General features: G+C 46.1%; 23 protein-coding genes and 2 tRNA genes. 20 read left to right on the forward strand and 5 right to left on the reverse strand.

Translation table 11 applies throughout. The features are described 5' to 3' along the window. The first annotated feature begins 18 nt into the window (after positions 1-18). A complete protein-coding gene (locus ACDJ59_RS01575) occupies positions 19-672 on the forward strand; it encodes a ferric reductase-like transmembrane domain-containing protein (protein WP_413407409.1) in 654 nt (217 codons plus the stop codon). 161 nt (positions 673-833) lie between these two features. On the opposite strand, the gene ACDJ59_RS01580 is transcribed toward ACDJ59_RS01575, so the two are convergent. Then, entirely contained in the window at positions 834-1400 is a 567-nt protein-coding gene (locus ACDJ59_RS01580) for a phosphatidylglycerophosphatase A (protein ID WP_017692570.1), read from the reverse strand. Positions 1401-1672: 272 nt separating this feature from the next. Between ACDJ59_RS01580 and ACDJ59_RS01585 the strand changes: the two genes are divergently transcribed. From ACDJ59_RS01585 to ACDJ59_RS01635, 11 genes are all read left to right on the forward strand, one after another. Further along, entirely contained in the window at positions 1673-2728 is a 1056-nt protein-coding gene (locus ACDJ59_RS01585; RefSeq protein WP_413407410.1) for a GerMN domain-containing protein, read from the forward strand. A 327-nt stretch (positions 2729-3055) separates the two neighbouring features. Continuing rightward, positions 3056-3811 carry a ribonuclease PH gene (rph, locus tag ACDJ59_RS01590; RefSeq protein ID WP_017692572.1) on the forward strand — a complete coding sequence of 252 codons (756 nt, stop codon included), beginning with the start codon at positions 3056-3058 and terminating at the stop codon, positions 3809-3811. A 1-nt stretch (position 3812) separates the two neighbouring features. Beyond that, positions 3813-4436 carry an XTP/dITP diphosphatase gene (locus ACDJ59_RS01595; RefSeq protein WP_017692573.1) on the forward strand — a complete coding sequence of 208 codons (624 nt, stop codon included), beginning with the start codon at positions 3813-3815 and terminating at the stop codon, positions 4434-4436. 350 nt (positions 4437-4786) lie between these two features. Next, on the forward strand, positions 4787-5629 hold the full coding sequence (locus ACDJ59_RS01600; protein ID WP_413407411.1) for an STM4015 family protein: 843 nt from the start codon (positions 4787-4789) through the stop codon (positions 5627-5629). A gap of 21 nt (positions 5630-5650) precedes the next feature. Continuing rightward, entirely contained in the window at positions 5651-6898 is a 1248-nt protein-coding gene (locus tag ACDJ59_RS01605; protein ID WP_413407413.1) for an STM4014 family protein, read from the forward strand. Continuing rightward, positions 6891-7676, forward strand: coding sequence for an STM4013/SEN3800 family hydrolase (locus tag ACDJ59_RS01610; RefSeq protein ID WP_413407414.1), 786 nt, complete (start codon positions 6891-6893; stop codon positions 7674-7676). Before ACDJ59_RS01605 ends, ACDJ59_RS01610 begins: the two co-directional genes overlap by 8 nt. 47 nt (positions 7677-7723) lie before the next feature. Next, positions 7724-9112 (forward strand): STM4012 family radical SAM protein, encoded by a 1389-nt coding sequence (locus ACDJ59_RS01615; RefSeq protein WP_036673517.1) that lies wholly within the window; start codon positions 7724-7726, stop codon positions 9110-9112. After that, positions 9109-9972: an STM4011 family radical SAM protein gene (locus ACDJ59_RS01620; protein ID WP_413407416.1), complete on the forward strand. Its 864-nt coding sequence runs from the start codon at positions 9109-9111 to the stop codon at positions 9970-9972. The genes ACDJ59_RS01615 and ACDJ59_RS01620 overlap by 4 nt, the downstream gene beginning before the upstream one ends. A 131-nt stretch (positions 9973-10103) precedes the next feature. Next, positions 10104-10421: a transposase gene (locus ACDJ59_RS01625; RefSeq protein ID WP_413406014.1), complete on the forward strand. Its 318-nt coding sequence runs from the start codon at positions 10104-10106 to the stop codon at positions 10419-10421. Then, the gene (locus tag ACDJ59_RS01630) at positions 10370-11254 is read left to right on the forward strand and encodes an IS3 family transposase (protein WP_413406016.1); all 885 of its coding nucleotides are present in this window, start codon (positions 10370-10372) and stop codon (positions 11252-11254) included. Before ACDJ59_RS01625 ends, ACDJ59_RS01630 begins: the two co-directional genes overlap by 52 nt. Before the next feature lie 323 nt (positions 11255-11577). After that, entirely contained in the window at positions 11578-13272 is a 1695-nt protein-coding gene (locus tag ACDJ59_RS01635; protein WP_413407417.1) for a methyl-accepting chemotaxis protein, read from the forward strand. 142 nt (positions 13273-13414) lie between these two features. Here ACDJ59_RS01635 and asnB read toward each other — a convergent pair whose 3' ends face one another. Beyond that, positions 13415-15259, reverse strand: a complete 1845-nt coding sequence (asnB, locus tag ACDJ59_RS01640) for an asparagine synthase (glutamine-hydrolyzing) (protein ID WP_413409688.1) — start codon at positions 15257-15259, stop codon at positions 13415-13417. Between the two features lie 192 nt (positions 15260-15451). On the opposite strand from asnB, the gene ACDJ59_RS01645 reads away from it, so the two are divergent. After that, positions 15452-15751, forward strand: coding sequence for a hypothetical protein (locus ACDJ59_RS01645; protein ID WP_017692581.1), 300 nt, complete (start codon positions 15452-15454; stop codon positions 15749-15751). A gap of 31 nt (positions 15752-15782) precedes the next feature. Further along, positions 15783-16139 carry a hypothetical protein gene (locus ACDJ59_RS01650; RefSeq protein ID WP_413407418.1) on the forward strand — a complete coding sequence of 119 codons (357 nt, stop codon included), beginning with the start codon at positions 15783-15785 and terminating at the stop codon, positions 16137-16139. Between the two features lie 175 nt (positions 16140-16314). Here ACDJ59_RS01650 and ACDJ59_RS01655 read toward each other — a convergent pair whose 3' ends face one another. Beyond that, complete coding sequence (locus ACDJ59_RS01655; RefSeq protein WP_017692583.1) at positions 16315-16608, reverse strand: DUF4870 domain-containing protein; 294 nt, start codon at positions 16606-16608, stop codon at positions 16315-16317. Between the two features lie 290 nt (positions 16609-16898). Between ACDJ59_RS01655 and ACDJ59_RS01660 the strand changes: the two genes are divergently transcribed. The 6 genes from ACDJ59_RS01660 to ACDJ59_RS01685 all read left to right on the forward strand — a co-directional run bounded on the left by ACDJ59_RS01660 (position 16899) and on the right by ACDJ59_RS01685 (position 24097). Next, a tRNA-Arg gene (locus ACDJ59_RS01660) sits at positions 16899-16972 on the forward strand. 292 nt (positions 16973-17264) lie between these two features. Then, entirely contained in the window at positions 17265-18035 is a 771-nt protein-coding gene (locus tag ACDJ59_RS01665; RefSeq protein WP_413407419.1) for a class I SAM-dependent methyltransferase, read from the forward strand. 382 nt (positions 18036-18417) lie between these two features. After that, positions 18418-22377: a S8 family serine peptidase gene (locus ACDJ59_RS01670; protein ID WP_413407420.1), complete on the forward strand. Its 3960-nt coding sequence runs from the start codon at positions 18418-18420 to the stop codon at positions 22375-22377. 154 nt (positions 22378-22531) lie between these two features. Then, complete coding sequence (locus ACDJ59_RS01675) at positions 22532-23221, forward strand: transposase (RefSeq protein ID WP_413407421.1); 690 nt, start codon at positions 22532-22534, stop codon at positions 23219-23221. Positions 23222-23349: 128 nt separating this feature from the next. Next, a complete protein-coding gene (locus ACDJ59_RS01680) occupies positions 23350-23748 on the forward strand; it encodes an IS3 family transposase (RefSeq protein ID WP_413407422.1) in 399 nt (132 codons plus the stop codon). Positions 23749-23761: 13 nt separating this feature from the next. Next, positions 23762-24097 carry a transposase gene (locus ACDJ59_RS01685; protein ID WP_413407423.1) on the forward strand — a complete coding sequence of 112 codons (336 nt, stop codon included), beginning with the start codon at positions 23762-23764 and terminating at the stop codon, positions 24095-24097. Positions 24098-24244: 147 nt separating this feature from the next. Here ACDJ59_RS01685 and ACDJ59_RS01690 read toward each other — a convergent pair whose 3' ends face one another. Both ACDJ59_RS01690 and ACDJ59_RS01695 read right to left on the reverse strand, forming a co-directional pair. Further along, on the reverse strand, positions 24245-25474 hold the full coding sequence (locus tag ACDJ59_RS01690; protein ID WP_413407424.1) for a CynX/NimT family MFS transporter: 1230 nt from the start codon (positions 25472-25474) through the stop codon (positions 24245-24247). Positions 25475-25972: 498 nt separating this feature from the next. Continuing rightward, positions 25973-26046: transfer RNA gene (locus tag ACDJ59_RS01695), tRNA-Arg, on the reverse strand. Between the last annotated feature and the right edge of the window lie 80 nt (positions 26047-26126).

Genomic DNA, 26126 nt, shown 5'->3' on the forward strand with positions numbered 1-26126 from the left:
ATATGGGGGGGGCCGGTTATGGCACAATGGATTGTAGATTTTCTGCCGACGTGGAATATCATTCGAATTAGTGGAATTGCTGCTTATGTGCTGCTCTTTGCCGGTGTATTTCTGGGCATTGCGCAAGGGATGCCTATGGCCAAAGGCAAACCAAAAGCAGCCATGTTCAAATGGCATACCCGAACGACCTGGCTCGCCTTCGGACTTGGACTCGTGCACGCATTAACGTTATATATTGATCATTACAGCCCATTTACCTGGGGAGAACTTCTGATTCCTTTTACAGCCTCCGTGCATCCGATCGGCAGTGGTCTGGGAACGTTAGCCTTCTACGGATTAGTGATTGTCCTGTTATCCAGTGATCTGCGGAGCAAGCTGGGCCGCAAATGGTGGTTCATGTTCCACATGTTGTCCTATCCGGTGTTCATTGGTCTGCTGGTTCACGGCATGGTAACGGGATCAGATTCTGGTAATATCATCATGCGGATGATGTATGTATTTACCGGACTCAGCATCCTTGGCATCACCGTGCTGCGTGGCATGTTGAGAGAACGCAAAGGCCCGGAAATCACGATTGGACCGAAACGGGCAACATCTGGTTCACCTTCCGAGCAGAATTGGGTTGAAGGTTTTGGTTTGGTGGGAACGGTACGACCTAAACATCTGAAATAATAACATGTGGATTATCCAATATGTATCGTTACACATGCAAAAGAAGCGGCCATCCGGCCGCTTTTTCCATGAACAGTTATTTTATCGAACATTTATTTCACGAGGCATCCATACACATGTCCAATGTTCCACATGGCTTCAGATATGAAACGAGTTACGCATTATACGGCGTCATCACTAACAGGTTTTTCGCCCAGTGCTTCTTCAAGCTCGGATTGTTTGCGATGGGCGATCCGACTGCTCGCTGCTGATGCAATCGCACCGACAATATCATCGAAGAACGTGTGGACAGGGCCCAGGCTCTTGTCATTCAGTCGTTCAAGCACCCCTGGTTTTAGCTTGTCCACATAACCATAATTCGTAAATCCAATGCTGCCATATACATTGACGATGGAGAATGCCAAAATCTCATCCACGCCATACAAACCTTCATCGTTCTCAATCATTTCCTGCAAAGGAGATATGAGCTGCCCCTGTTCTGCCAGAATATCAAGCTGAATTCCGGTCAAAACAGCGTTCTGTACCTCACGTTTACGGAGAACCATCTCCACATTTTCGATACATTCTTCCATCGTAAGACCTGGATAATATTTTTGTTGCAATAACATGACCAGCTCTGCGATCTCAGGGATCGTGACGCCCCGCTTATGCAGCCATTCCCTTGTTGCCTCCGCCACCTTGCGGCTATTCAGGCTGTAAGGGATTTTTTCTTGCTCAGGATGTTCCATGGGCGATTCCTCCTCTAAAGTTAGCAATGTCCCTACTCTTGCTTCCTAATACGTTATTAACCCGGTTTACGTTTCTTTAAGATAATAAAATTATAAGTTTCAGTGAAGTTGAACAATTCGATTAACACATGAAAAATTTCAGCTAAAAACGGTCTGCCTTCCGTGAAAGTGCGTTGATAGACATTTTTCTTATTATCTTTTAGTTATTTTTTGGACAAAGGCTCGTATACATGGTAGTACAAACTGTAAAAATGATGAGGGGGAACGTGATCATGAGAAAGATCCATTCTTTGCGTACGGTATCGGCAGCAGCGCTGCTGAGTATTCCTATGGTATTGTCAGGCTGCGGCATGTTTGGAGCACAGTCTTCCGAAGCTGTTGATCCACCACCGCCCATCCAGGAAGCAGCTATGATTCAAGCGGCCGAAGGGAATGGAGCACTCGCAATGCTCCCGTTAACGACGGTATATCTGCAAGACCAGCAGGGGCTGCTCGCTCCGGTATCCCTGACACTTCCTTCTGGAACAGACGCAAGCAGTCCAAAGACAGCACTGGATACACTTGTCACAGGTGGGGCCTATGCGGGTATGCTGCCTGAAGGATTCCAGGGCGTTCTCCCGCAGGGAACGGTTGTGCAGAATGTAACGATTCACGCGGATGACAAGCTGGCGGTTGTTGAGTTCTCGGGTAATTTTGCCAAGTATGATGCGAAGGAAGAACGGAAAATGCTAGAAGCTGTCACGTGGACATTGACGGGAACGCCTGATGTGGAGAATGTGCAGATCTGGGTGGATGGCAAAAAGTTAACACAAATGCCGGTAAATAGCACGCCGCTACCTGAACCGCTGAATCGGGCTGTGGGAATCAATCTGGATCTGGGTGATACGTTTGTGACGAATAGCAGCCCGGTTACGGTCTATTTCTCCGCTGCTTCGCCAGCAGGCATCCAATATTATGTTCCGGTGACACGTCTGGTTACACCTGGTGAAGATCGGGTGCAGGCAGCATTGAATGAACTGATCAAGGGACCTGACAAAGGTGGAGAACTGGAAGAGGTCATGACAGGCGGAACGGAGCTGCAATCGGTCAAAACGGCAGAGGATGGCACGGTAACGGTTGCCTTGAAAGATGATATGTTTGCCGAAGGGGATATCGTGCCAAGCGAGCTGTTACAGTCTGTCGTATTAACGACTGTGGAGAATACAGCCAGTAAGGATGCCAAAGTGCAGATCGAGTGGAACGGCCAAAAAACGGTCATGGGTGACGACAACAGGGATTACAGTGCGCCTGTTTCCAAGCCTGAATATATCAACGAAATTCCGATTTAATGAACGCAGGATGCTTTTAACCGAACTCTTTGGTAAAATATAAGGGATTCGTAAAAATACGTGTTCAAAAAGAGCGGTTTTCAGTACCGAGAAGATGGGATGAAGCTAGAAATGGAGTAGCGGAGCGTAGGCAAACTACGTGAGCAACTACAATGTTTCCGAAGGAAACATACTTCGTAAGCTTATGCTTATTCGGCTGAATTCCATATTCGATGCTGATGATGCCTTAAGGCATTTTTCGTAATCAAATCGAGCTTTTTGAACAATCTCTAAAAGTGTGAATAAGTTCAACATTACAGGATGCTTAAGTCGTAGGAGGCAGAAAATATGAGATCAAACGGACGAACCAGCGAACAGCTGCGCCCGCTGAATTTAACAGTGAACACGAATAAATACGCCGAGGGCTCTGTACTGATTGAAGTTGGAGATACAAAGGTGATCTGTACAGCTACAGTAGAGGAACGTGTACCTCCCTTTATGAAAGGGCAGGGTAAAGGCTGGGTAACAGCGGAATATTCCATGTTGCCACGTGCAACACATACCCGGAACCAACGTGAAGCCAATCGCGGCAAATTAACTGGACGCACCATGGAAATCCAGCGTCTGATTGGTCGGGCACTGCGCTCGGTAGTTAATCTGCAGGCTCTTGGCGAGCGTACCATTACCTTGGACTGTGATGTCATTCAAGCTGACGGAGGCACACGCACAACGTCCATTACCGGTGCGTTTGTAGCGCTGGCGCTTGCCGTGAACAAGATCTCCCAACAGCACAAACTGCAAGTGTTCCCGATTACGGATTTCATTGCCGCAGTAAGTGTGGGTGTTGTGGGTGAACAGCCTGTACTGGATCTGAACTATGATGAAGATTCCAAAGCAAAGGTGGATATGAACCTGGTGATGACAGGCGGAGGTAAATACGTCGAGCTTCAGGGGACAGGCGAGGAAGCACCATTTGATCGCCGTGAGCTGAACGCCATGTTGGAACTGGGCGAGCAGGGAATTCTGGAGATGATCGAGCGTCAAAAAGAAGTGCTTGGACCGATTGCGCTCAAGATCGGCGCGCGTGGATTAGGGGAAGCCTAAGATGAGTTTGGACAGCCCAATCCTCATTGTTGCTACCCGCAATGCGGGTAAAGTCCGTGAATTCGCTCATGCTTTCGCACCGCTTGGCAAAGAGGTTAAGAGCATGTTTGACTATCCGGAGCTGCCGGATGTGGTGGAAGATGGCGTAACGTTTGCGGAGAATGCCTGGAAGAAAGCCAAAGCGGTTGGTGATGCGCTTGGTTTGCCTGTTCTGGCAGATGATTCAGGTTTATGTGTAGACCTGTTGGATGGTGAGCCAGGGGTATATTCAGCGAGATATGCAGGGGAAGGAGCAACGGATGCACAGAATAATGCGAAGTTGCTGGAGACGCTGGAATCGTTGAAATCCGGTGAGGACACCGAGCAGCCGCTACTAAGTCCGGCTCGTTTCGTTTGTGCGCTGGTCCTGTACGATCCGACAACAGGTGATAAGTATGAATCAGAAGGCACTGCGGAAGGCTGGATTACGGCTCAAGCTGCAGGTGCTGGCGGTTTTGGATATGACCCACTCTTCTATGTACCTGAATACGAGATGACGATGGCAGAGCTGACGCTTGAGCAAAAACAGGCGATTAGCCACCGTGGTCACGCGCTGAGAGCGCTTGTATCCAGACTTGAAGGCTGAGACTAAACGAAACATCTTGATTTAACTTCATGATATGTGAACATCAAAGCGTTAATGGAAGGACAGAAGCATTCCGATGGGATGCTTCATCCTCCATTAACGCTTTTTCTATGAAATGAAGTGTTTGATTGGGTTTCGCGAAGGTCCATCCATATACCTAATTGAAGATAGCTATTTCTGCGACTACATATCAGAACAAATGTTCTTGTGCCTATATGAGAAATGGTTTACATTGCACGATTGGGAATCTTATTGGGACTGGAGTTGGAAGAAGTTGCAAGCCTTGTGTGGTATGGGTTAACATTCAAATTAACGAATCACATATGAACCTTAAACGGAGGGATCTACTCATGCAAGAAGTGAAGCTTGTTGTATCTTACGATGACTATGAGGACGGCATTCGTATGGAAAAATTAATTAAGGAACTGGCAGCTAAACCGGAGGCTAGCTCATTGGAAAGTCTGGTCATCGGAGATTGGGGACAGGCTTATGAAAATTCACCTGATGAGTTCATGGGTACGCTCGTCGAGTCGGCTCCAAGCTTTCCGTCATTGAAGAAACTGTTTATTGGAGATATGGGATTCGAAGAATGTGAAGTATCGTGGATTATCCAGACAAATCTCACACCGCTGTTAGGTGCCTTTCCAGAATTAAAATCATTCTCTGTAATGGGCAGTAGCGGTCTCAGTCTGGAGTCACTCCAGCATGCCAAGCTTGAAGAATTAATTATTATATGTGGTGGTCTCCCGAAAGAAGTGTTATCTTCAATCACCCATGCCGAGTTGCCTGAATTGCGTAAACTGGAACTATACCTGGGTGTGGATAATTATGGTTTCAATGGATCACTTGAAGATGTACTCCCTTTGTTAGAAAAAGGATTATTTCCAAAGCTGGTTTACTTGGGTCTGAAAGACAGTGAAATTCAGGATGAGATTGCCAAAGCAGCATCTGAGGCGCCTATTCTGGATCAACTTGAAGTACTGGATCTATCGCAAGGAACGTTGTCCGATGAAGGGGCTGAAGCGTTGCTTGCCAGTGACAAGATCAAGAAACTGAAACATCTTGATCTAAGTTACCATTACATGACCAATGAAATGATCATTCGCTGGAACCAATCGGGTATATCTGTAGATGTTAGCGACCAGCAACAGAGTGATGAGGATGACTGGCGCTATCCATCGTTAACGGAATAGTCGATGTCAGGTGTAAAGGAAATGAATGAAAGCCTGCATCAACCAATAGATGTACCTGATCTAACGCAAGATCAGCCCTTTTTATTGATCGGAAACCCTGATAACCGACGAACACAAGGGCTGCAAGAGGCTAGGCATAGATTGGGTTTGAAACCTGCGGTTGTACTGCCATATGCTCAATTGCTGCAGAATTGGAGACACGGACGAACCATCGCTGATACAGTAGATTCCAATCTGCCCGTACCCCTGATTCGGATTGATGCTCCTGGAGAGGATTGGGAAGTGGAGTGTGAGCTACTGTTCCTTGGAGCTATGAACGATACGTTAGCCTTAACGGATGGAATAGGTGCAGAAGCATTTTCCGCAGAACAGGCACTTGCGCTGGAACAGGACTGGGGAAGAATCTACGCTCCTGCCCAGTGGTTCCGTGGCTGGAAAGCATGTTTGGATAGAATCGGCCATGAAGCTCGGGAAGTGTGGCCTGAAGTCCGATTCATGAATGATCCCGCCGATATCCAATTGATGTTTGACAAGAGAACTTGTCAGCAGCATCTATCTTCACATGGAGTTGATGTACCTCCGGCGCTTCAAACTTCGCAGCCAATCCGCAATTATATGGAACTGCGTAGCTCAATGAAGGTTGACGAGATGCATCGTGTGTTTGTGAAGCTTGCGTGCGGCTCCGGGGCTTCAGGAGTTGTTGCCTATCAAGTCAATCCCCGAACGGGTGATGAAATCGCTGTAACAACAATGGGGATGGAACAGAGACAGGGCAAGACGATTTTCTTCAATGAAGGACGTCTACGCAAGTATACCCGCAGTGAAGAGATTGCTACGCTGATGAACTGGTTATGTGCAGAAGGTGCACAGATTGAACGGTGGATGCCAAAAGCCACGCTTGATCAGCGGGCCTATGATATTCGCCAACTGGTTGCAGGTGGACAGGCAGGTCACGCGATTATGCGGCTGAGCCGTACCCCGATTACCAATCTGCATCTGCGCAATGAGCGTATGCTGCCTGCTGAAGCAGGCCTGGATGAACAGCGGATGTCGCTGGTACGGTCGGCAGCGCAAGCAGCCATGTCTGCATTTCCCAACTCGTGGTCGGCCGGGATTGATGTGATGCTTACTAGTGGTTCGAATCCGCGTGCCTATGTGCTGGATGTGAATCCATTTGGAGATCTGTTATACAGGGTCGAGCATCATGGCCTCGGAACCTATGAGTGGGAAATGGAACTTTTACGAAAGGAGCCTATTCAACATGCCTGATATGAACACCATTGTGGGCTCCCATGATCTGTTAATGATTACGCTGGATACGTTACGCTATGACGTAGCCAAGCTGGAAGAGGAGAATTGTCCTAATCTGTGTGGTTCGGGTCCGTGGGAGAAGCGTCATACCCCAGGCAGTTTTACATATGCGGCACACCATGCTTTTTTTGGTGGTTTTATGCCGACTCCTGCCAATACAGATAAGGCATCTCATGTAAGGCTATTTCATTCCCGAAATACTGGGCTCAAAACACATCCGCACACCTGGCTGTTTGATACACCGGATATCGTATCCGGGTTCGCAGCTGAAGGTTACCGTACCATCTGTATTGGCGGCGTCATCTTTTTTACGAAAAAAAACCCGCTTGCGAAAGTATTGCCCGGCTATTTCCAACACAGCTACTGGAGAATGAACTTTGGGGTAACCAACCCCAAATCGACAGAGCATCAGGTACAGCATGCATTAAAGCTACTTGAACAGACAGCGCCGGATGAAAAGATATTTATGTTTTTGAACGTGTCTGCCATTCATGGACCCAATCGTTACTTTGTGCAAGGAGCCAAGGAGGACTCGGTGGAAACTCAAAGGGCTGCGCTTCGATATGTAGATGAGGCTCTTGGGCCCTTGTTCGAGGCGATGAGAAAACGCGCCCGGCCTGCGTATTGCCTGGCTTTTTCCGATCATGGTACAGCTTACGGTGAAGACGGGTATCAAGGACACCGGCTTGCGCATGATGTCGTCTGGACGGTGCCTTACCGTGAATTTTTAGTATAGAATGTATTGGTCTTATGAGGACAACAACCGGAAACAGGAGGAAACCGATGGAGAAACATATACAACATACAACAACAGGCCATTCCACACAGTCCGGATCCAATATAGCTACAAGTCTCAGTGAAGTACTGGCATTCCCTTATCGTTCTTACTTATACTCGTACCCACACAAGACCGCCTATCGGGAGCTTGACCCACCACTGCCGTTAGGGCCACTGTGGGAACGGGAAAATACCGATACGTATTTTTTATATATGCATATTCCCTTTTGTGCTGCTCGTTGCGGATTCTGTAATCTGTTCACACTGCCGGATCGACGGGATGATACGCATGAACGCTATGTAGATGCGCTGGAACGTCAGGCGAAGCAGTGGGCACCTATTACATCTCGAAGACCGTATTCGCGATTTGCGATTGGTGGAGGAACGCCTACATTATTAAATGAGGTTCAGTTGAATCGTCTGTTTGATATTGCTGAACATGTGATGGGGCTGGACCCTGCGCAAGCATCGATTTCAGTGGAAACGTCGCCGGATACCGTTACGGAAGCCAAGCTGGCCATCATGAAGGAACGAAGTGTGGATCGTGTCAGTATGGGCATCCAGAGTTTTATTGAAGCTGAAGCATCTGCCATCTATCGTCCACAAAAACCGCAGGAAGTTGAACGAGCGCTTGAGAAGCTTACTCGGTATGATTTCCCATTGTTAAATCTGGATCTGATCTATGGTTTGCCGGGTCAAACGGTGGAATCGTGGATATATTCATTGGAAAGAGTTCTGGCCTATGAACCGGGCGAAATCTTTATCTATCCCTTGTATACACGGGAAAATACAATCGTGAAGCCTGATGATATTCGCCGTCAGGGACCTGATATCCGGATGGAACTGTATAAAGCTGCACGTGAGACTTTAAAAAGTAAAGGTTATGTGCAATATTCGATGCGCAGATTTGCCAAAGAACAGTCGTCCTCGAAAGCACTTCTGCCATACAGCTGTCAGGAGGAAGGCATGGTTGGTCTGGGGTGTGGCGCACGCTCTTATACGAGTGAAGTACATTATGCTTCCAAGTACGGCGTGAGTTACAAGGCCACACAAAGCATCATTGCCGATTATGTGGCAACTGAGCGCTACGATGTAGCGGATTATGGCATCGTGTTAAGTCGTGAGGAACAGAGACGTCGCTTTATTCTGAAAGCCTTGCTGCATCGGGAGGGATTGACACTGTCTGACTACCAACAGCGCTTTGGTACCGATGTGATGTCCGACTATGTCTGGTTGGCTGAATTGTTGACAGAGGGCATGGCGGAGTTGGAGAGCGATGAGGACAAGCAGGTGCTGCGTCTGACAGAAGAAGGACTAGGTTACTCCGATGCGATTGGAGATTGGCTTATATCTGCCGAAATTCGTGAACAGATGGAAGGGTTTGTTTTCTCATGAGAGCGACTTTGTATTATCGGGGGAAGTTGTCTTCCTGTAATTACGACTGTCCCTACTGCCCGTTTAGCAAAACGGTGGATTCCAAAGAGACGTTGGAAGTGGACGAACAACAATTGCGTCAATTTGTGAATTGGGTGAGGGAGCAGGAAGTTGAGGGACACCAATTTTCGATTTTCTTCAATCCCTATGGTGAAGCTTTGGTGCGTCGTTGGTACCGGGAAGCGATGGTTGAGCTGTCACATATGCCACATGTGGATAAAGTTGCAATTCAAACCAACCTGTCCGTCAAGCTGGATTGGGCGAGGGAGCTGGATGCGAGCAAAGCAGCCTTTTGGGCGACGTATCATCCTCGTGAGACAAAAGAGGCTTCTTTTGTTAAAAAATGTCTGACCTTGCGTCAGATGGGACTTGCTTTTAGTGTCGGTACTGTCGGACTCCGTAGTGCTTTCCCCGCAATCGAGTCCATGAGACAGGCTTTGCCGGATGATGTGTATATGTGGGTCAATGCCTTCAAAGATCGGCCCAAGTATTACACGCCGGAAGAGATTCAGTTTTTACGTGGGCTTGATCCGCTTTTTGAAGGTAATCTGCAGGATTATGAGAGCTTGGGCAAACGATGTGCTGCCGGTTCGGAAGTATTTTATGTACAGGGGTCCGGGCATGTGAAGAGATGTTACAAGGATCGACGAATCATTGGACATCTATATCGCGATGGTTTGCAGGCTTTGTCTGCGGATCGGCCTTGTCGCATGAAAAAATGTGGCTGTTACATCGGTTACATCCATATGGAGGATTCCCCTTTCCAGGAAACGTTTGGCAGCGGGCTGCTTGAACGTAATCCAGTATTGATCGATCGTTAACTTTGAATTGAAATGCGCTGAAATTGAAAAAGACTTTACACCAGTAAGTACTGCTGGAGTGCACCCCTTAGAATAGACATTGGAAAAACCCCTGGGTTTAGCCGATGAAATTCTAGGGGGTGCATTTTTTTATGGCGATTAAAGGACAAAAGTATAAAACGTATTCGGAGAAGATAAAAAAAGAGGCTATTCGTCTGCATACGGTTGAGGGCTGGACTTACCGAAAGATCAATGAACATTTGGGAATTCATGACCCGGGACGAATGAAACGCTGGATGCGAAAACACCGGGAACAAGGCGAGTTTGGACTGATGGATCAGCGAGGTCGACGGAAAGAATATTTGGATCAAGAACGCTATGTGCAAAAACTGAAACGGGAGAATGAGTTGCTAAAAAAGTGCTTGGTAATCTGGAAGGAGGAAGCAAACAAGAAAGATTTCAGATCATAGAAAAAGTAGCGGCATACGGGGATATCCAGAAACTTTGTGATGTGTTTGGCGTGTCACGGAGTGGATTTTATGCCTATGTAAAACGTAAACGATTCGATCGCGACGCAAAGGCGAAGAAACAGGTGCTTCAAACGTATCAACGATATGAAGGCAAATATGGTTATCGGCAGCTCCAGTTGTTCCTTTGGCAAGATCAGGGGATTTGGATGAACCACAAAAAGGTGCTACGCCTGATGCAAATGCTCGGTATTCAATCTCGAATCCGTCGTAAACGGCGCTCCAACAGCTCGTATGCACCTGCGCAGCGTGTAGCAGAGAACCGCTTGAAGCGAGATTTCAGTGCAGAAAAACCGAATCAGAAATGGGTCACGGACATTACCCAGTATCGTGTGGGAGAGCGCTGGATATATCTTTCAGCCATAAAGGATCTGTTTAATAACGAAATTGTGGCCTACGAAATAGGCGAACGCAATGACAATGAACTGGTGCTCCGCACATTCAGCAAGGCGTTTGCGAAGCAAACAGACGTGACCGGACTAGTCGTTCACAGCGACCAGGGATTCCAGTACACATCTCATGCTTACCACGACATGCTGCCAAAGGTTGGCGCCCAAATCAGCATGTCTCGCCGAGGAAATTGTTATGACAATGCCTCGATGGAGAGTTTCTTCTCGCATCTCAAAACGGAAGGACTCTATCCTTATCATATCCGAACGCTTACCGAAGCACAAAGCAAAATCGAAAAGTATATCCGTTTTTACAACCGAAAACGACCACAACGGAAACTAAAAAAACTGACGCCGGTAGAGTACCGACGCCAGTTTGCAGCCTAGGGTTTTTTTTATAATGTCTACTAAATGGGGTCTTGACCACTGCTGGGTAAAGTCTTTTTTTTTATTTTGGTCTAACGATTCAAAATGTGTAATTTAGGATAAAAGAGATGTAGTATATTGTCGCTTAGATGTGCATAAAAACCTAAAAAATAGTATGGGTAGATACTATAGACCTATATTTGAATGCACAAATATGCTAACCTATTTCAAGTAGTCTCATATTTATCCATTTTTATTTGAAGTAAAAGGAGGGGAGATTTTAGCATTCAGACTGACTACATAATTCATGATTGAAATACATTGAAACGTATGGGGGAAATGAAATGAAAAGAGTATCCATTAGTAGGAAATTGCTTTTAGGTTTTGGTTCTGTACTTCTTTTATTGGTGGCCGTTGTAGTCATCTCATATACTCAGTTTATCTCGGTTGAGAAAACGTTTACGGATTTAATCCGGGAGCGTACCGCGAAACTGCTCACGATCAAAAACATGATCATCGATGTGAAATCACAGCAGGTTGCTTTACGGAATTTTGTGACGGAAGAGAATGATCAAAGCGAGCAACAATTCAAGTCTTTTTATGAAGATTACCGTAAAACAAGCGAAGAATTAAGATCAGGCATTCAAACCCCAACGATGATTGATTTTCTGGATCGTTCAGACCGCAGTGCGGAGGAATATTATGCCTTTGGACAGAGTGTCATTGAATTGAAAAAACAAGGCAGAACTAGCGAGATCACAAGGATGCTGTTAGATACAGGTCCAACGATCATATCCGGATTTGAAGAAACGGTAACTGCCATGGAGCAACATCAGCAAAATTCATTGGACACTGGCATTGTAAATGCCAATCAACTCATTCAAAAAGTACTTCGTTTAATCATGATCATTGGTATCATCTCGATCGTTTTAGGCGTGGTAATTGCATTGATCATGGGGAGAATCATATCCAAACCAGTTGCACATGTGGCAAGGGCTGCAAGCCGAATTGCCGATGGAGACCTGACGGGTGAGGCGATTGTTGTTCGTAATCGGGATGAGATCGGAGAACTGGCGGAATCCTTCAACAAGATGATGGATAACTTGCGTCATTTAATCCATCAGGTGGGTCAAAATGCAGATCGGGTAGCTGCTTCTTCTGAGGAATTAACGGCAAGTACTGAGCAAACGGCGACAGCGACCGAACAGGTAGCTACAACGATGGAAGAGATTGCTACGGGTATGGATACGCAAGTGAGTATGGTTGGAGACGGGTTTCATACGATTAATGAATTGTCCACAGGCTTTCAGCAGATGACAGTGAATACACAAAATATGTCGGATGAAGCAACAAATGCGTCAGCGAAAACCATATCTGGTAATGATGCGGTTCAATCGGCTGTTGGGCAGATGAACTCCATTCATCAGACTGTACGTGTACTTGCTAAGGTTATTGAAGAACTGGGCAATCATTCAGATGAGATTGGATCTATGGTTGAAAGTATCTCCGAAATATCGGCACAAACAAATCTGTTGTCTCTTAATGCGGCTATTGAAGCTGCAAGAGCAGGTGAGCATGGTCGTGGATTCGAAGTGGTAGCAACCGAGGTGCGCAAGCTGTCTGATCAATCTGCGAAATCAGCGGAACAGATCAGTGTACTCGTAGCTGCTATACGCAATGGCATGAATAATGCATCACAATCCATGGGAGAAGTAAACGCTGAGGTTCAGGAAGGCATAGAACTTGTCCGTAAAGCAGGAGGTACTTTTGAGGAGATTCGTGAAGCTGTTAGCAATGTCGCAGGTCAGACTCAGGAGGTATCTGCATCCATTGAACAAATGGCGGCGGGTGTCGAACAGATCAATGTGTCGATGAAAACCATCATGGAAGTAACAGAGAATGCGGCTGCCGGAACAGAGGAAGTTAGTGCAACGTCCGAGGAACAACTGTCTGCCATGCAGGAGATCGCATCGGCGGCTAATGACCTTTCCTCTATGGCTGAAGAGTTACAGGAGTCCGTCAGTCGATTCAAAGTGTAATCATGGATATACTTCTGGGTGAAGTTCAATATTTATAAATGATCATATCGTGTATGTAAAACAAGTGGGTGCCAAGGAGAACAACAGTTATGCTGTTCTTCTGGCACCCTTTTTTAGATGAAGTAGCGATCAGTGGGTCATTCTAACGAATGGCAACTTTATATGTCCGCAACCAGGTATTGATCTGAGTCAGATAAGCAAATAACTGGGGACCCGACATGAGCTGCCCGAACCAGGGAAGATTGGAAGCTGCATCTGGCGAAGACGCAAGATTGCGGATCTGAGCTTTATCGATCAAAGGCAAAATAGGTGATGTGGGATCATCCAGGATATCAAGTACCTGTTGTTTGACCGCGGCCAGATATTGTGGATTATGTGTTTTCGGGTACGGACTCTTTTTGCGATATAACACATCGTCAGGCAGGACACCTTCGAGTGCTTTACGCAGAATACCTTTTTCCCGCCCGCCGGTTATTTTCATTTCCCAAGGGATGTTAAACACATACTGGATCAGACGATGGTCACAGTAAGGTACCCGCACTTCCAGTCCTGCCCCCATGCTCATCCGGTCTTTGCGATCCAGAAGTGTAGGCATGAAACGTGTAATGTTCAGGTAGGACATCACCCGCATTTGTGCAGCTTTACCTGTTTCCCCATCCAACAGAGGCACTTCAGCCACTGCATCCGAATAGCGGTCTGCCAAATAATCGAGTGGCCGAATCCATTCCCGGATATCCGGGGATAACAACGCTGCTCGCATATCAGGCGCTACAGACCACGGAAACGTACCGGAGTTCAGCATATCTTCTCGATGGAACCAGGGGTAACCGCCAAACACTTCATCCGCTGCTTCGCCTGAAATGGCAACGGTGGCCCCTTTTTTGATTTCTTTACAGAACAAATAGAGCGAGGAATCTACATCGGCCATACCTGGCAGATCCCTTACTAACATGGCCTGTGTCAGTGCATGAACCAGTTCTCCGTTCTCAATCTCAATCCAGTGATGGTCGGTCTTGAGTTCATCCACCATTCGCTTAATCCAGGGACCATCTGCACCCGGCTGAAAGGAATGCGCCTGGAAATGCTTGGCGTTATCCACATAATCGACAGAATACGTACTGACTTGGCCTTGCCCGGTCCGCTTGTAATAATCCACGGCTAATGCAGACAAGGCACTGGAGTCCAGTCCTCCTGATAAAAGAGAGCATACTGGAACATCCGAAGCCAACTGGCGCTCCAGTGTATCTTGCAAGAGAGAGCGTACCTCTGCTGCCGTCTCTTCCAGGTTATGTTCGTGATTCTGGCTTTCCAGTTTCCAGTAGGCATAGGTTCGGATCCCGTTTCGGTTATAGATCAGAGCGTGCGCAGGCTTGAGTTCGCTCAGTGAAGAGTATACGCCGTGTCCTGGTGTCCGTGCAGGCCCTACAATAAACACTTCGGCCAATCCTTCCGGGCCAACAGCGGCTTCCACATCCGGGTGAATAAGCAGAGCTTTGGGCTCTGAACCAAATACGAGAGTGTCTTTGTTATTACTGTAGAACAGAGGTTTCACGCCAAGGCGATCTCGTGCGATAAAAACCTGTTCGCGTCCCCCATCCCATATGGCAAAAGCAAAAATACCGTTAAACCGGTCAACACATGCCGGTCCCCACTCAATATAAGAAGCGAGCAACACTTCCGTATCACATTGCGTGCGGAACTGATGCCCCCGCTGGAGCAATTCCTTTTTCAACTCGGGTGCATTGTATAGTTCTCCGTTATACACGACGGTATAGGAGGTATCTCCCTGTAACGCATGCATGGGTTGTGCGCCGTTCTCGGGGTCCATTACACTAAGACGCCGATGTCCAAAGGCACAAGGATTGGAGATCCATGTACCTGAAGCGTCGGGCCCCCGGTTCGACAAGCTATCCGTCATACGGACCAGCAGCTCTGATTCCTGGGTCAAATCCCGATTCCACTGTATGAAGCCGGTAATACCGCACATGGTTTGTTCATCCTTTCTTGGTCGAGTCATTCATCCGTATGGCTGCTTAGTTACTGGCAACCAGCAAATGTTGTCTTTTCGTCAGAGGTCGTAACAAATATATGCCGAAAGCAGGCATAAAATGTCTGTCCTCTTCGGAAACTAGTTCTAGGGACAACGGCCTCAACATGCCTGTGAAGGAGAGAACATGCAATGGACAGTATGAAGTATTATGTGTCTGTCATGGGCCGCTCCGTTATTCCTGATCCGTCCGTAACATCATATGAATGGATCATTCAGGCAACGCCGCAGGAAGCGGAGCAATTACTGGGACTGCTGAGCCTCATGCAGGAAAAGGAGGAAGAGGCCTTTCCTGGTATGGTATTCCCATGGCCAGATACACCGGAGGAGTCCGTAAACCGAGCGTATGAAACGGTATTACAACAGGTGTATCGAGAGATTTACCGATTGGGCACACCAGAGACACGATACCAGATTGAACAAAGTACATGATAAGCACAAAGGAAAAGGAGCGCGATGACGAATGTATGCCATTCAAGATGCCAAAATACGCAGATTAACCGAGGTAGATGGATTGTCTTGTGCAGAGGTTGAAGTGCAGCCTGGAAATGCCGGAGATCCGTCGTTACTTGTATACGTGGCCTCAACACAGCCCGGAAATTCGCTGGAAGTTGTTCGGATTGTACGCAATCACTCCGATTCGGCGATCGACTGGTATAACAATAATATGCATACTGCGTTTGAAGAGGCGACAGATAACGCATTTGAGAACAGCGAAGGTATGACAGTAGAAGAAGATAAAGCTAGCTTTCAAAGTGAGTTGTTTTCCTTTGGTTTGCTTGGTCCAACACTTCAGCGTTATCTTATCGGGCAGGCTTAACAGGTAACGCTCCAGCAACATATGTGGCGATAGTGGGATAGAATTTAATGTTGAGCATACGTACGCAGTGACTTGTTGCTGTTGCTGGTTGCTGTGACTGCATCTGTAACTGGAAAACCCCGCCGTTGTGAACGGCGGGGTTTGTTATGCGAGGTCAGTCCAGGTGGAGATGTGATCAAGCATACTCGCGCAGCACTTGAATCCCTTTGACCACGTTGTACACAAAGCTTAATCCGTAGATCACAAAGAATAGAATGACAAACCCGACGGCGGAACCCAGACTATGCGCAGTCACGAAGAAATAAAATAACGGAATGGCAGCGAGAAAGGGGAATACATGTGAGAATAAGGCGCGTTTTGCATGTCCCTCAATGTAATCATCCTTGGCAACAATCCATATAATGATCGGAAACAGGAACGGGGCAAAGAAAATACTGAAATAGGATAGGGCTGATAAAAGCTGTCTCATGACGATTCTCTCCTTCAATGGATCATTGAAATGTATGTATGCAAAAGATTACCCAGCAATTCTGACATTGAAAATGTCTGATGTTAATCTTACTCTAAATGTCCCAATCTCCTCAATATAACCTGGTTCAAGCTATCATATTCTCAAAGGGACTGGAGTATGAGAATATACGGAAAAGACATTTTCGAACCCGCATTTAAGTATAATTATTAATTTTTTTATAAAACTATTGAAAAATATAGAAATCAGAGTATAATAAGAACCGCGCCGAAAATTTATTATACATATTTGTCTCAGTAGCTCAGCTGGATAGAGCAACGCCCTTCTAAGGCGTCGGTCGGGGGTTCGAATCCCTCCTGGGACGTAAAGAACAAGAAGCTTCCTTCGGGAAGCTTCTTGTTTTTCGTTCAAGGGAAGAGATCCCCCAATGGTTCGTCGGAGCATCCGCTTCGTTAGCGCTACATCGCAGTCTCGACTGGAAGGAGAGTATTCCTCCTGGGACGTATTAAAAAGAAACTTCCTTCGGGAAGTTTTTTGCGTTCAGAGGAAGTCTTCTATTGGTTATACCTATAAACAATATAGAATCTATATATTTAAAGAATAAACAATTCTGTGTCACAATGAGGATATCAATAACGAAAGCGACGGTGGTATCCATGAAATCATTAAATCAATGGCAAGCAGATGAGTATGACGACAAACTGGCTTTTGTCTCCGGATACGGCAAAAACCTGATCTCGTGGCTTCAACCCCAAAAAGGGGAATACATCCTTGATCTGGGTTGCGGGACGGGGGATTTGACGCATGAAATTTCTCTGGCCGAAGCTGAAGTTATTGGCATGGATGCATCGCCAGACATGATTCGCCGTGCGAGGGAGAAATTCCCTGAACTTGAGTTCGTGGAAGGAGACGGTCATCAGTTTGAGACGAATAGACTGTATGATGCCGTCTTCTCCAATGCAGCCCTGCACTGGATGCGAAGCCCGCGATTAGTGGTGGATAGTATATGGAAATCTTTGAAGCCCGGAGGGCGTTTTGTAGCAGAATTCGGTGGTAAAGGGAACGTGCAGACCATTGTGAATGCATTAGAGCAGGTTATGGAGCGTAACACGGGCATTCGTGCATCGGAACGCAATCCTTGGTATTTTCCTTCGATCGGAGAATATAGCCATATTTTAGAGCAAGTTGGATTTGTGGTGCGTCATGCCTATCACTATGACCGTCCTACCAGATTGGAAGATGGTGAGCAAGGTATAGTAGGTTGGTTGACTCATTTTGGAGGGGACTATTTTGAGGGTCTCAGTCATGAAGAGATACAACAAATATGCCATGAAACCAGTCAGATCGTGATGTCTCACCTTTGGAAAGATGATGCGATGTATGCCGATTACAAGCGCCTGCGTATTGAAGCCGTGAAGCCAGAATAAAGTAGAATTCAGTGATATACAGCAATTTTTATCGATGTTAGACGAATTTCCGCGATTCTTTGTATACTAACCACGCTTCCCCTATACACCAGGAATCTCTTTCGGATAAAGAGGCTCTTGGTCTTTTTTTGATGCATTATTTTAAAAATGAAATATTCAAACGACAAATAATTACAAATGGATATTTTTATCATACTCAAGACCCATATAAGTAATTTCTATATCATTTTTGTAAGTATTTAGAAGGAAAATGTGGTATTTTGATAGAATAATTTACCAAGGGTCAATCTTCTTGCAGATAGGCGGTGAAATTGGAGTGCGCACAAACAGCAGGAACCCATCATTTGGTGACGTATTCACATTTAAAAGGAGGGGCAAAGCCTTGAGTAAACGATTGATATCCACGTTATTAAGTGTTCTGATGGTCTTTTCCATTATTCTCCCCGCGGCTGGAGCCGCTCCCGCAGATTCAGTTATTCAGCTTGACAACTTACCCAGTACAGCCGAAGCCAAACAATGGAGAGAGATTCTTGCAGGACGGGAAGCAAAACTTGCCGCAGATCCATTTTTGGATAAAAGCTTGGAAGGTCTGGGTGGAGAGAACACCCGAGTGATCGTTGAGCTTTCCAATAAACCTGTTGCAGTAGCGCAAGGTGAATCAACCCTCTCCGGAAAATCTTTTACCTCCTCTATGGAAACAAAGGCTGTGACTCAAGTTGAGCAACAACAACAGTCATTTGTACATAGCCTCACTCAGAAGAAAATCAAACATGAAGTATTGGAAGAATATGCATATGCCCTGAATGGTGTAGCGATTGAGCTTAAAGGAAACCAGGTGGGACAATTGCTTCAAATACCTGGCGTGGTCAGCGTATATCCTGACCTTGAAGTTACAATAGCGCCCGAGACAGATGAAGTGAACCCGTACATGAAAGACACAGCGCCTTTTATTGGTGCACCTGAAGTATGGGATCTGGGTTACAAAGGAAATGGCATTAAAGTCGGAGTCATTGATACAGGGATTGACTATGAACATCCTAATTTGCAGGAAGCTTACAAAGGCGGATGGGACTTTGTTGGAAACGACAATGATCCGTATGAAGCGACATATCAAGAATGGAAAGCTTCGGGTGAACCTGAGTTCAATGCTACTGGAAGCGCCTATTACACCTCCCACGGTACGCACGTAGCGGGTACCGTTGCTGCTCGCGAAGCAGGGGACTACGGTATTGTTGGTGTTGCTCCTGAAGCAGATATCTATGCTTACCGTGTACTTGGACCGTATGGTAGTGGTCAAACCTCATGGGTACTCGGCGGAATTGATCGTTCTGTTGAAGATGGTATGGACGTAATTAATCTCTCATTAGGTAACGCCGCCAACGACCCGAGTTATATCACTTCGGTTGCCCTAAACAATGCGATGTTGTCTGGTGTGACAGCGGTTGTAGCAAGTGGTAACAATGGACCTAACCGTTATACACTCGGTTCTCCGGGTGCGTCTGCAATGGCAATTACGGTAGGTAACTCTACAGGACCTAGCCAGCTGATTACAGCCGATACTCACTTCTGGATTGGTGAGGAAGGCGAAGAGGCACAACCTGAACAACAACCGGTGCCAGAGGTTGAACAATCTCCTGAACTGGGTACGGCACCTGGAACAGAAGAGCCTGAAGGTTCAGAGCAAGATGTACCCGCAACTGCTGATGAGGAAAGTGCAACAGCTGTGGAGGACACAGTTTCTAACGAAGCTGAAGTTCCGAATGTAGGAGAAGCTACAACGGAAGAAAATACTCCATCTGCATCACCTTCTGCACCCATTGAAGCTTCTCCTGAAGCTGCCCCTGTGGAAGAAGAGTCTGTAATTGCTCCGACTGAAGCTCCACTGGCTATTACAGAGTCGGTTTACCGTCTGGATCTGATGGGATGGAGCCTTTCGGCAGACCCTGAAACTGTTTTGACAGGGAAATATGAGCTTGAATATGCAGCACTGGGTAAGCCAACTGATTTTGAAGGTAAGGATTTTACAGGTAAAGTGGCATTAATACAGCGTGGTGAAATCGCATTTGTAGAGAAAATCGCCAATGCTAAAGCGGCCGGAGCCGTGGCTGTTATTGTATATAACAACATTCCTGGCCCAATTGGTGTAAGTCTGGGCGATAACTTTGAACTCATTCCAACACTGAGCATGTCCAAGGAAGATGGAGATGTGATCAAGGCTGAGCTGGACGCAGGCCAAGCCGTTGAAGTGAGCTTTAGTGATTTTGAACGTTCCCAAACTCCGGGCGATGAAATGAGTTCATCCAGTTCACGTGGACCTGCAAAGGTGACACTGGACATCAAACCGGATATTGTTGCACCAGGTACAAGCATTTTGTCTACGATTCCTGCCTACGGCAAGGATGAGCCAGACGCAGATTACGCACAAGCTTATGATCGTAAATCAGGTACAAGTATGGCTACACCTCATGTAGCAGGTTTGATTGCTTTGCTGATCGAGAAGCATCCCGAATGGACTCCATTTGATATCAAAGTTGCCCTGATGAACAATAGTAAGGTGTTGGATACAACCAAGTTTGATGTATTTGATCAAGGTGCTGGCCGTATTCAGGCTGTTAATACCATTGATCCTGCTGCTTTTGTCAAAGTGCTTGATGTAACTCAATACACAGAAAGTGGCTCTGTTGTTGAAAAGGAGAATATCACCGGAAGTATCAACTACGGTAATTTCCTGAGCACAGATGAAAAGACGATTACCAAAACAATTAAAGTTGAAGCGCTGAATGGTAGTGGCGGGGATTACACCGTAAATGTGAATCCAACTCGTAATGTCGCTGGTGTATCCGTTGCCGTAGACAAGAATTCCTTTACATTGAATGGTGAGGAAGAACTTGCAGTGACAATCACCGTTCCGCGTGGGGTTACTGCGACTACAGAAGCACAAGGATACATTGAGGTCTCGAATGGAACCAATACTTTTACTGTGCCATATGTTGCTCATTTCAACGTTACGTTGAGTGGGGTTAAGTATATTGAAACCGTAAAAGGCACTGAGAAAAATCCATTCCACTATCCATTGAAGGCTGATGGTACGTTGGATACCCTTAATGTAGCGATGGAATTCTATAATCCAATGACATTTGCCCTGATTGAGATCTATGATGGTCTTAATCCGGAAGGTGGATATTATCAAGATGGTTATATTGGTTCCATCTTTGGTAACTATTTTAACTTCAATGCCAATGCAAGATACAACCTTGCTTGGGACGGCTCATATGCAGATTACACAACTGATGAAGTGACTGAGATTCCGGATGGTTTATATACGGTAGACATCACTACCATTGGTACGGACGGCAAAACCTATAAGGAAGACACTTCGCCATTTTTGGTGAAAAAGACAGCTCCCGCTGTAACTGCACCAGAAGCGTTGGAGTTCAAAGAGGATGAGTCTGCTGTTCTTAATGGTAGCGTGGAAGACTTGTACTTCCGTGTAGCTCCTGCGCTTGCCAGCGGATGGGACATTACGTTTGATCCGGCCGCTTCCCTGGAAGCAACGTATGTTGTGAAAAAAGAGGATGGTTCGGTTTATAAAGAAGGAGTCTTTGAAGTACAAGCTGATGGCAGCTTCAGCCTTCCTTTGGAGGGGATTGAAGCAGGCGAGTATGCTGTTGAACTTACGGTAAAAGACCAACAGGGGCTTTCGGGTACAGCCAATACGGCACTGAAATTGGAAGCCGTGGAGACCGAACCTGAAACTCCGGCAACCAAGGCCCCAGGTACGCCTGTATTGTCTCACAATAATTGGGTAGGCAACGGCTTACCAGAGGGCGCGTATATCGTTACAATGAACCTGTGGTGGGGCGAGAACGCAACTAGCTACAAGTTATATGAGGACGGGGTTTTGGTTGATACGCAAAAGTTGACTTACAACGCGCCTTGGGCACAGTTTGCTCAGACGAAGATCACGGGCAAAGCCAACGGCACGTATACGTACGTGGCAGAGCTGACCAACGATAAGGGAACAACTCGGAGTCAGACGTTGACTGTTCAGGTTACCAATGCAACGCCAGGCAAAGCGGTTCTCTCTCAAGATAACTGGGATGGCGACGGCCATTATAAGGTGACCATGAACCTGTGGTGGGGGACGAATGCTTCTGAGTATCGTCTCTATGAAAATGATAAGTTGATTGATACGCAAGAACTCCGTTCGGCTACACCTTATGCGCAAAGTGCTGTGACTACACTGTCCGGGAAAGCATCGGGTACGTATACGTATCGGGCAGAGTTAATTAACGCAGCCGGAGTTACCAGCACAGACACGATTAAGGTAAAAGTGAAATAAGTTCATTCCTCATTGAAATTGATTGAAATTGATTAAATTAATGAAGGAATTGTTCTATGCATAAACGGCCTCCATCCTGATTTTGATATGCTCCCATTAAGGTAGACAGTAGAAAAAACAAAACTCTACTTCTACCTTGATGGGAGTTTTTGTAATGTCCAAAAGAAGCCCGATTTCATATGAAATCAAGATTCATGTTGTAAGGCGTTGTCTGCAACATGAATCCAATCCTAACCATGAGGCAAAACAATTGGGGGTCCATAAAAACACAGTTACCGATTGGATAAGAAAATACAAGGTAGATGGAGAAGATGGATTAAGAGAATCCAAGAGATGGAAATCTTACTCCAAGGAGCTAAAACGATCTGCTATTCAAGATGTACTCTCTGGTGAATACTCTGTACGAGCGGTAGCGAAAATGTATCATATTTCGAGTAAATCTGTGTTAGAGAGCTGGATTTCCAAGTATACTGAAGGGGTGAAAATGAAACCAACTCGCCAAAGGATTGAATCCCCTCATATGAATAAAGGACGGAAAACGACTTACGAAGAACGTATTGAAATTGTACAATTCACCATCGCCCATGATTTAGATTATCAGAAAGCCATCGACAAGTACGGTGTCTCTTACCAGCAAGTGTACGCATGGGTTCGTAAATATCAGGCGAATGGTCATGAAGCCTTAAAAGACCTCCGAGGTCGTAAAAAGCTGGTAGAAGAGCTAAACGAACAGGAACGATTAAAGCTTCGGATCAAGGAACTCGAGGCACGAAATGAGCATTTAGAAATGGAGAATGCACTCGCAAAAAAGTTGGCAGAGATCCGGCGAAGAAATACACGCTAACCTTTGTTCGGCATGCAGACATTTATCAAGCGATTACGGAACTGCATGCCGAGAAAGGATATGCGATCACCAAGCTCTGTGAGCTAGCAGGAATCGCCCGATCTGCCTATTATAAGTGGTTGAAATGGATGCCATCCAACAGGGAACTTGAAAATTTTGCACTGGCCAAGGAGGTCAAGCGTCGCTATAACAAACGAAATGGGATACTCGGTTATCGCCAAATGCGTACTCAGTTGAATCGTAAGCTTAAAAAAAGTTACAACCGTAAACGGTATTACCGCATCATGCGAGCCCTTGAATTAAGGGCAGTGATTCGTAAAAAGCGATCCAAATATTTGAAAGTTCCAGCCCTTCATATCGCTGAGAATATCATGAACCGAAAATTCCAAGCGGTGGCTCCCAACCAAAAGTGGTGCACCGATGTAACAGAGTTAAAGTACGGAAATGGCCGTAAGGCCTATCTGAGTGCGATTATTGACGGATATGACAACTCTATTGTTTCATGGGTACTTCAACCATTCCAATAACAATGAGCTTGTCATGAATACGGTAAAGAAAGCTTATAAAGGAAACCCGAATGCTACGCCGCTCTTGCACAGTGATCGCGGCTTTCAATATACTTCGCTGGAATACAACCAACTTGAAAAGAGATACAAGTTTACAAAAAGTATGTCTCGTGTAAGCCGGTGTTTGGACAACCAACCCATTGAACGATTCTGGGGTACCTTTAAAGCAGAAAGCTTTTATCTGGAGAAGTACGATACGTATGACAGTCTTGTTCGCAGTGTAAGAACTTATATCCATTATTACAATAATTTTCGATACACCGAACGACTAAACGGCTTATCCCCTAACGAATATCGACGAGCAGCTTAACTAAGAAAAAAATAATCCCCTCAGTTTTGAAAACCGAGGGGATATTAAATACGAATGATTTTGTTTTTTAGTCTGTCTACTTGACAGGGAGCACTTCATTTGCAGGATGGAGGCCGTTTTGTTGTTTTTTATAAATGAATTATATGACTAACCGATCATCCTATTTTTGCTGGCCTGAATCCCTGCGATTAGCAGAGCAATGGCCAGAATGACCTGGATTAGCAACGGCAGGGTCCATCCTTTTGTCCAGTCATGAAGCATACCGAACAGTAGAGGTCCAACTGCCGCGAGCATATATCCGAAGGACTGGGCCATACCGGACAGGCTGGCAGCTTGTCTGGCATCTTTTGTGCGAAGGACGAAGAACATTGTTACCATGCCAAATGAAGCTCCAGCACCTATTCCTGCCAACGTGACACCGATGGTAACGAGCGAAGCGATGCCACTTAACAATAAAGCATAGCCGACAATTAAAGAAGAGCACGTTATCGCGGTTAGAACACGCTGATCTCGCGTTCGGCCGGCGAGGATTGGAACGATAAAGGTAGCTGGTACACTAACCATCTGCATTAGGGATAGCATCCACCCTGCTGAGGTGGGGCTGAATCCTTGCTCAGCGAGAATCTCGGGAAGCCAGGTAATCGTTGTATAGAATATTAGAGATTGCAGACCCATAAATAAAGTAATGAACCAGGCCAGGGAAGAGGTCCGTAGACGTACAGGTGTCCCTTCACTCTGTGTGGCTATGAATAACATTCGCTGACGTCCTGCGGCGATCTGGGGGAGCCACAAGAGAAGCGCCAATATGGACAACAGGGCCCACATGCCTAACGAAGCACGCCAACCCATAGATGTGGCTCCTGCTACGGGCACACTCACACCTGAGGCGATGGCACCAAATATATTCATGGATACAGAGTATAATCCGGTGACGATACCTACCCGCAATGGGAAATCACGTTTGATCAAACTTGGCAAAAGCACGTTGCTTAATGCAATGCCGCACCCCAAAATTGCGGTTCCTGCATATAAGGAGAGAACGGAAGGCAACAAGCGTAATGCCACCCCAATGGTTACAATCATAACAGCCAATAGCAGAGCAGATTCGAGTCCTAACCGCTTGGCAAGACGTGGTGCAAAAGGAGAGACTGCTGCAAAGGCGAGCAAAGGAAGTGAGGTCAGAAGCCCGACCATTGTATGGCCGATACCTGTATCTGAGCGGATCATCTCCACGACAGGTCCGGTTGCTGTAATCGGTGACCTCATGGTAGCGGCGATGACGATAATGCCTGCTAATAACAGGCCGAATCTTTTGGATGTCGAAGAATGTTCGTCCTCGGTATGGATCGATGAGTGTTGCTGTAATGAAGATGACATTGATAAAATCTCCTGTTTCCTAAGAAGTTAATATGTATGGATTGTTACATAATCCACTCCGTAAGCATAACATTCTATGTCAATATTGAGCAATGAAATGAAAAAACACCCAATGGACCGTGGGTGCCTTGGCTAACCTGTGAACTCTAACGAATCCACGAGGTCTTATAATGGGTAAAAACGCTATTTTCAAATTCTAACGAACCTCAGCGACGTTAATCTGGCTATGAAGCGCAAATAATTGAGTTAATACCTCAGAATGGTGAAATAAGCTCTCTAAGATTCGTTAGAATTCCATGATGCTGAATTTGCAGCAAATAAAGTGTCCTATGTTCGTTAGAACATCGATACTTCAACGTGTTGCTTATAGAGTAAGCAAAAGCGGACGCTCCAATGCAGCGCATAGATCACGTAACGAAGCGGATGCTCCGACGAACCATTGGGGTTCTCATCCCCAGAACGCAAAAAAAGCTTCCCGAAGGAAGCTTCTTTTTAATACGTCCCAGGAGGGATTCGAACCCCCGACCGACGCCTTAGAAGGGCGTTGCTCTATCCAGCTGAGCTACTGAGACATGAATTTTTTCAAGCAAAATTGATTTTATCATATGCATACAGGAATATCAAGCATTTTATTATAAACTATTTTTCGTAT

This window comes from Paenibacillus amylolyticus, assembly GCF_047302515.1.
Lineage (GTDB): Bacteria > Bacillota > Bacilli > Paenibacillales > Paenibacillaceae > Paenibacillus > Paenibacillus amylolyticus_G.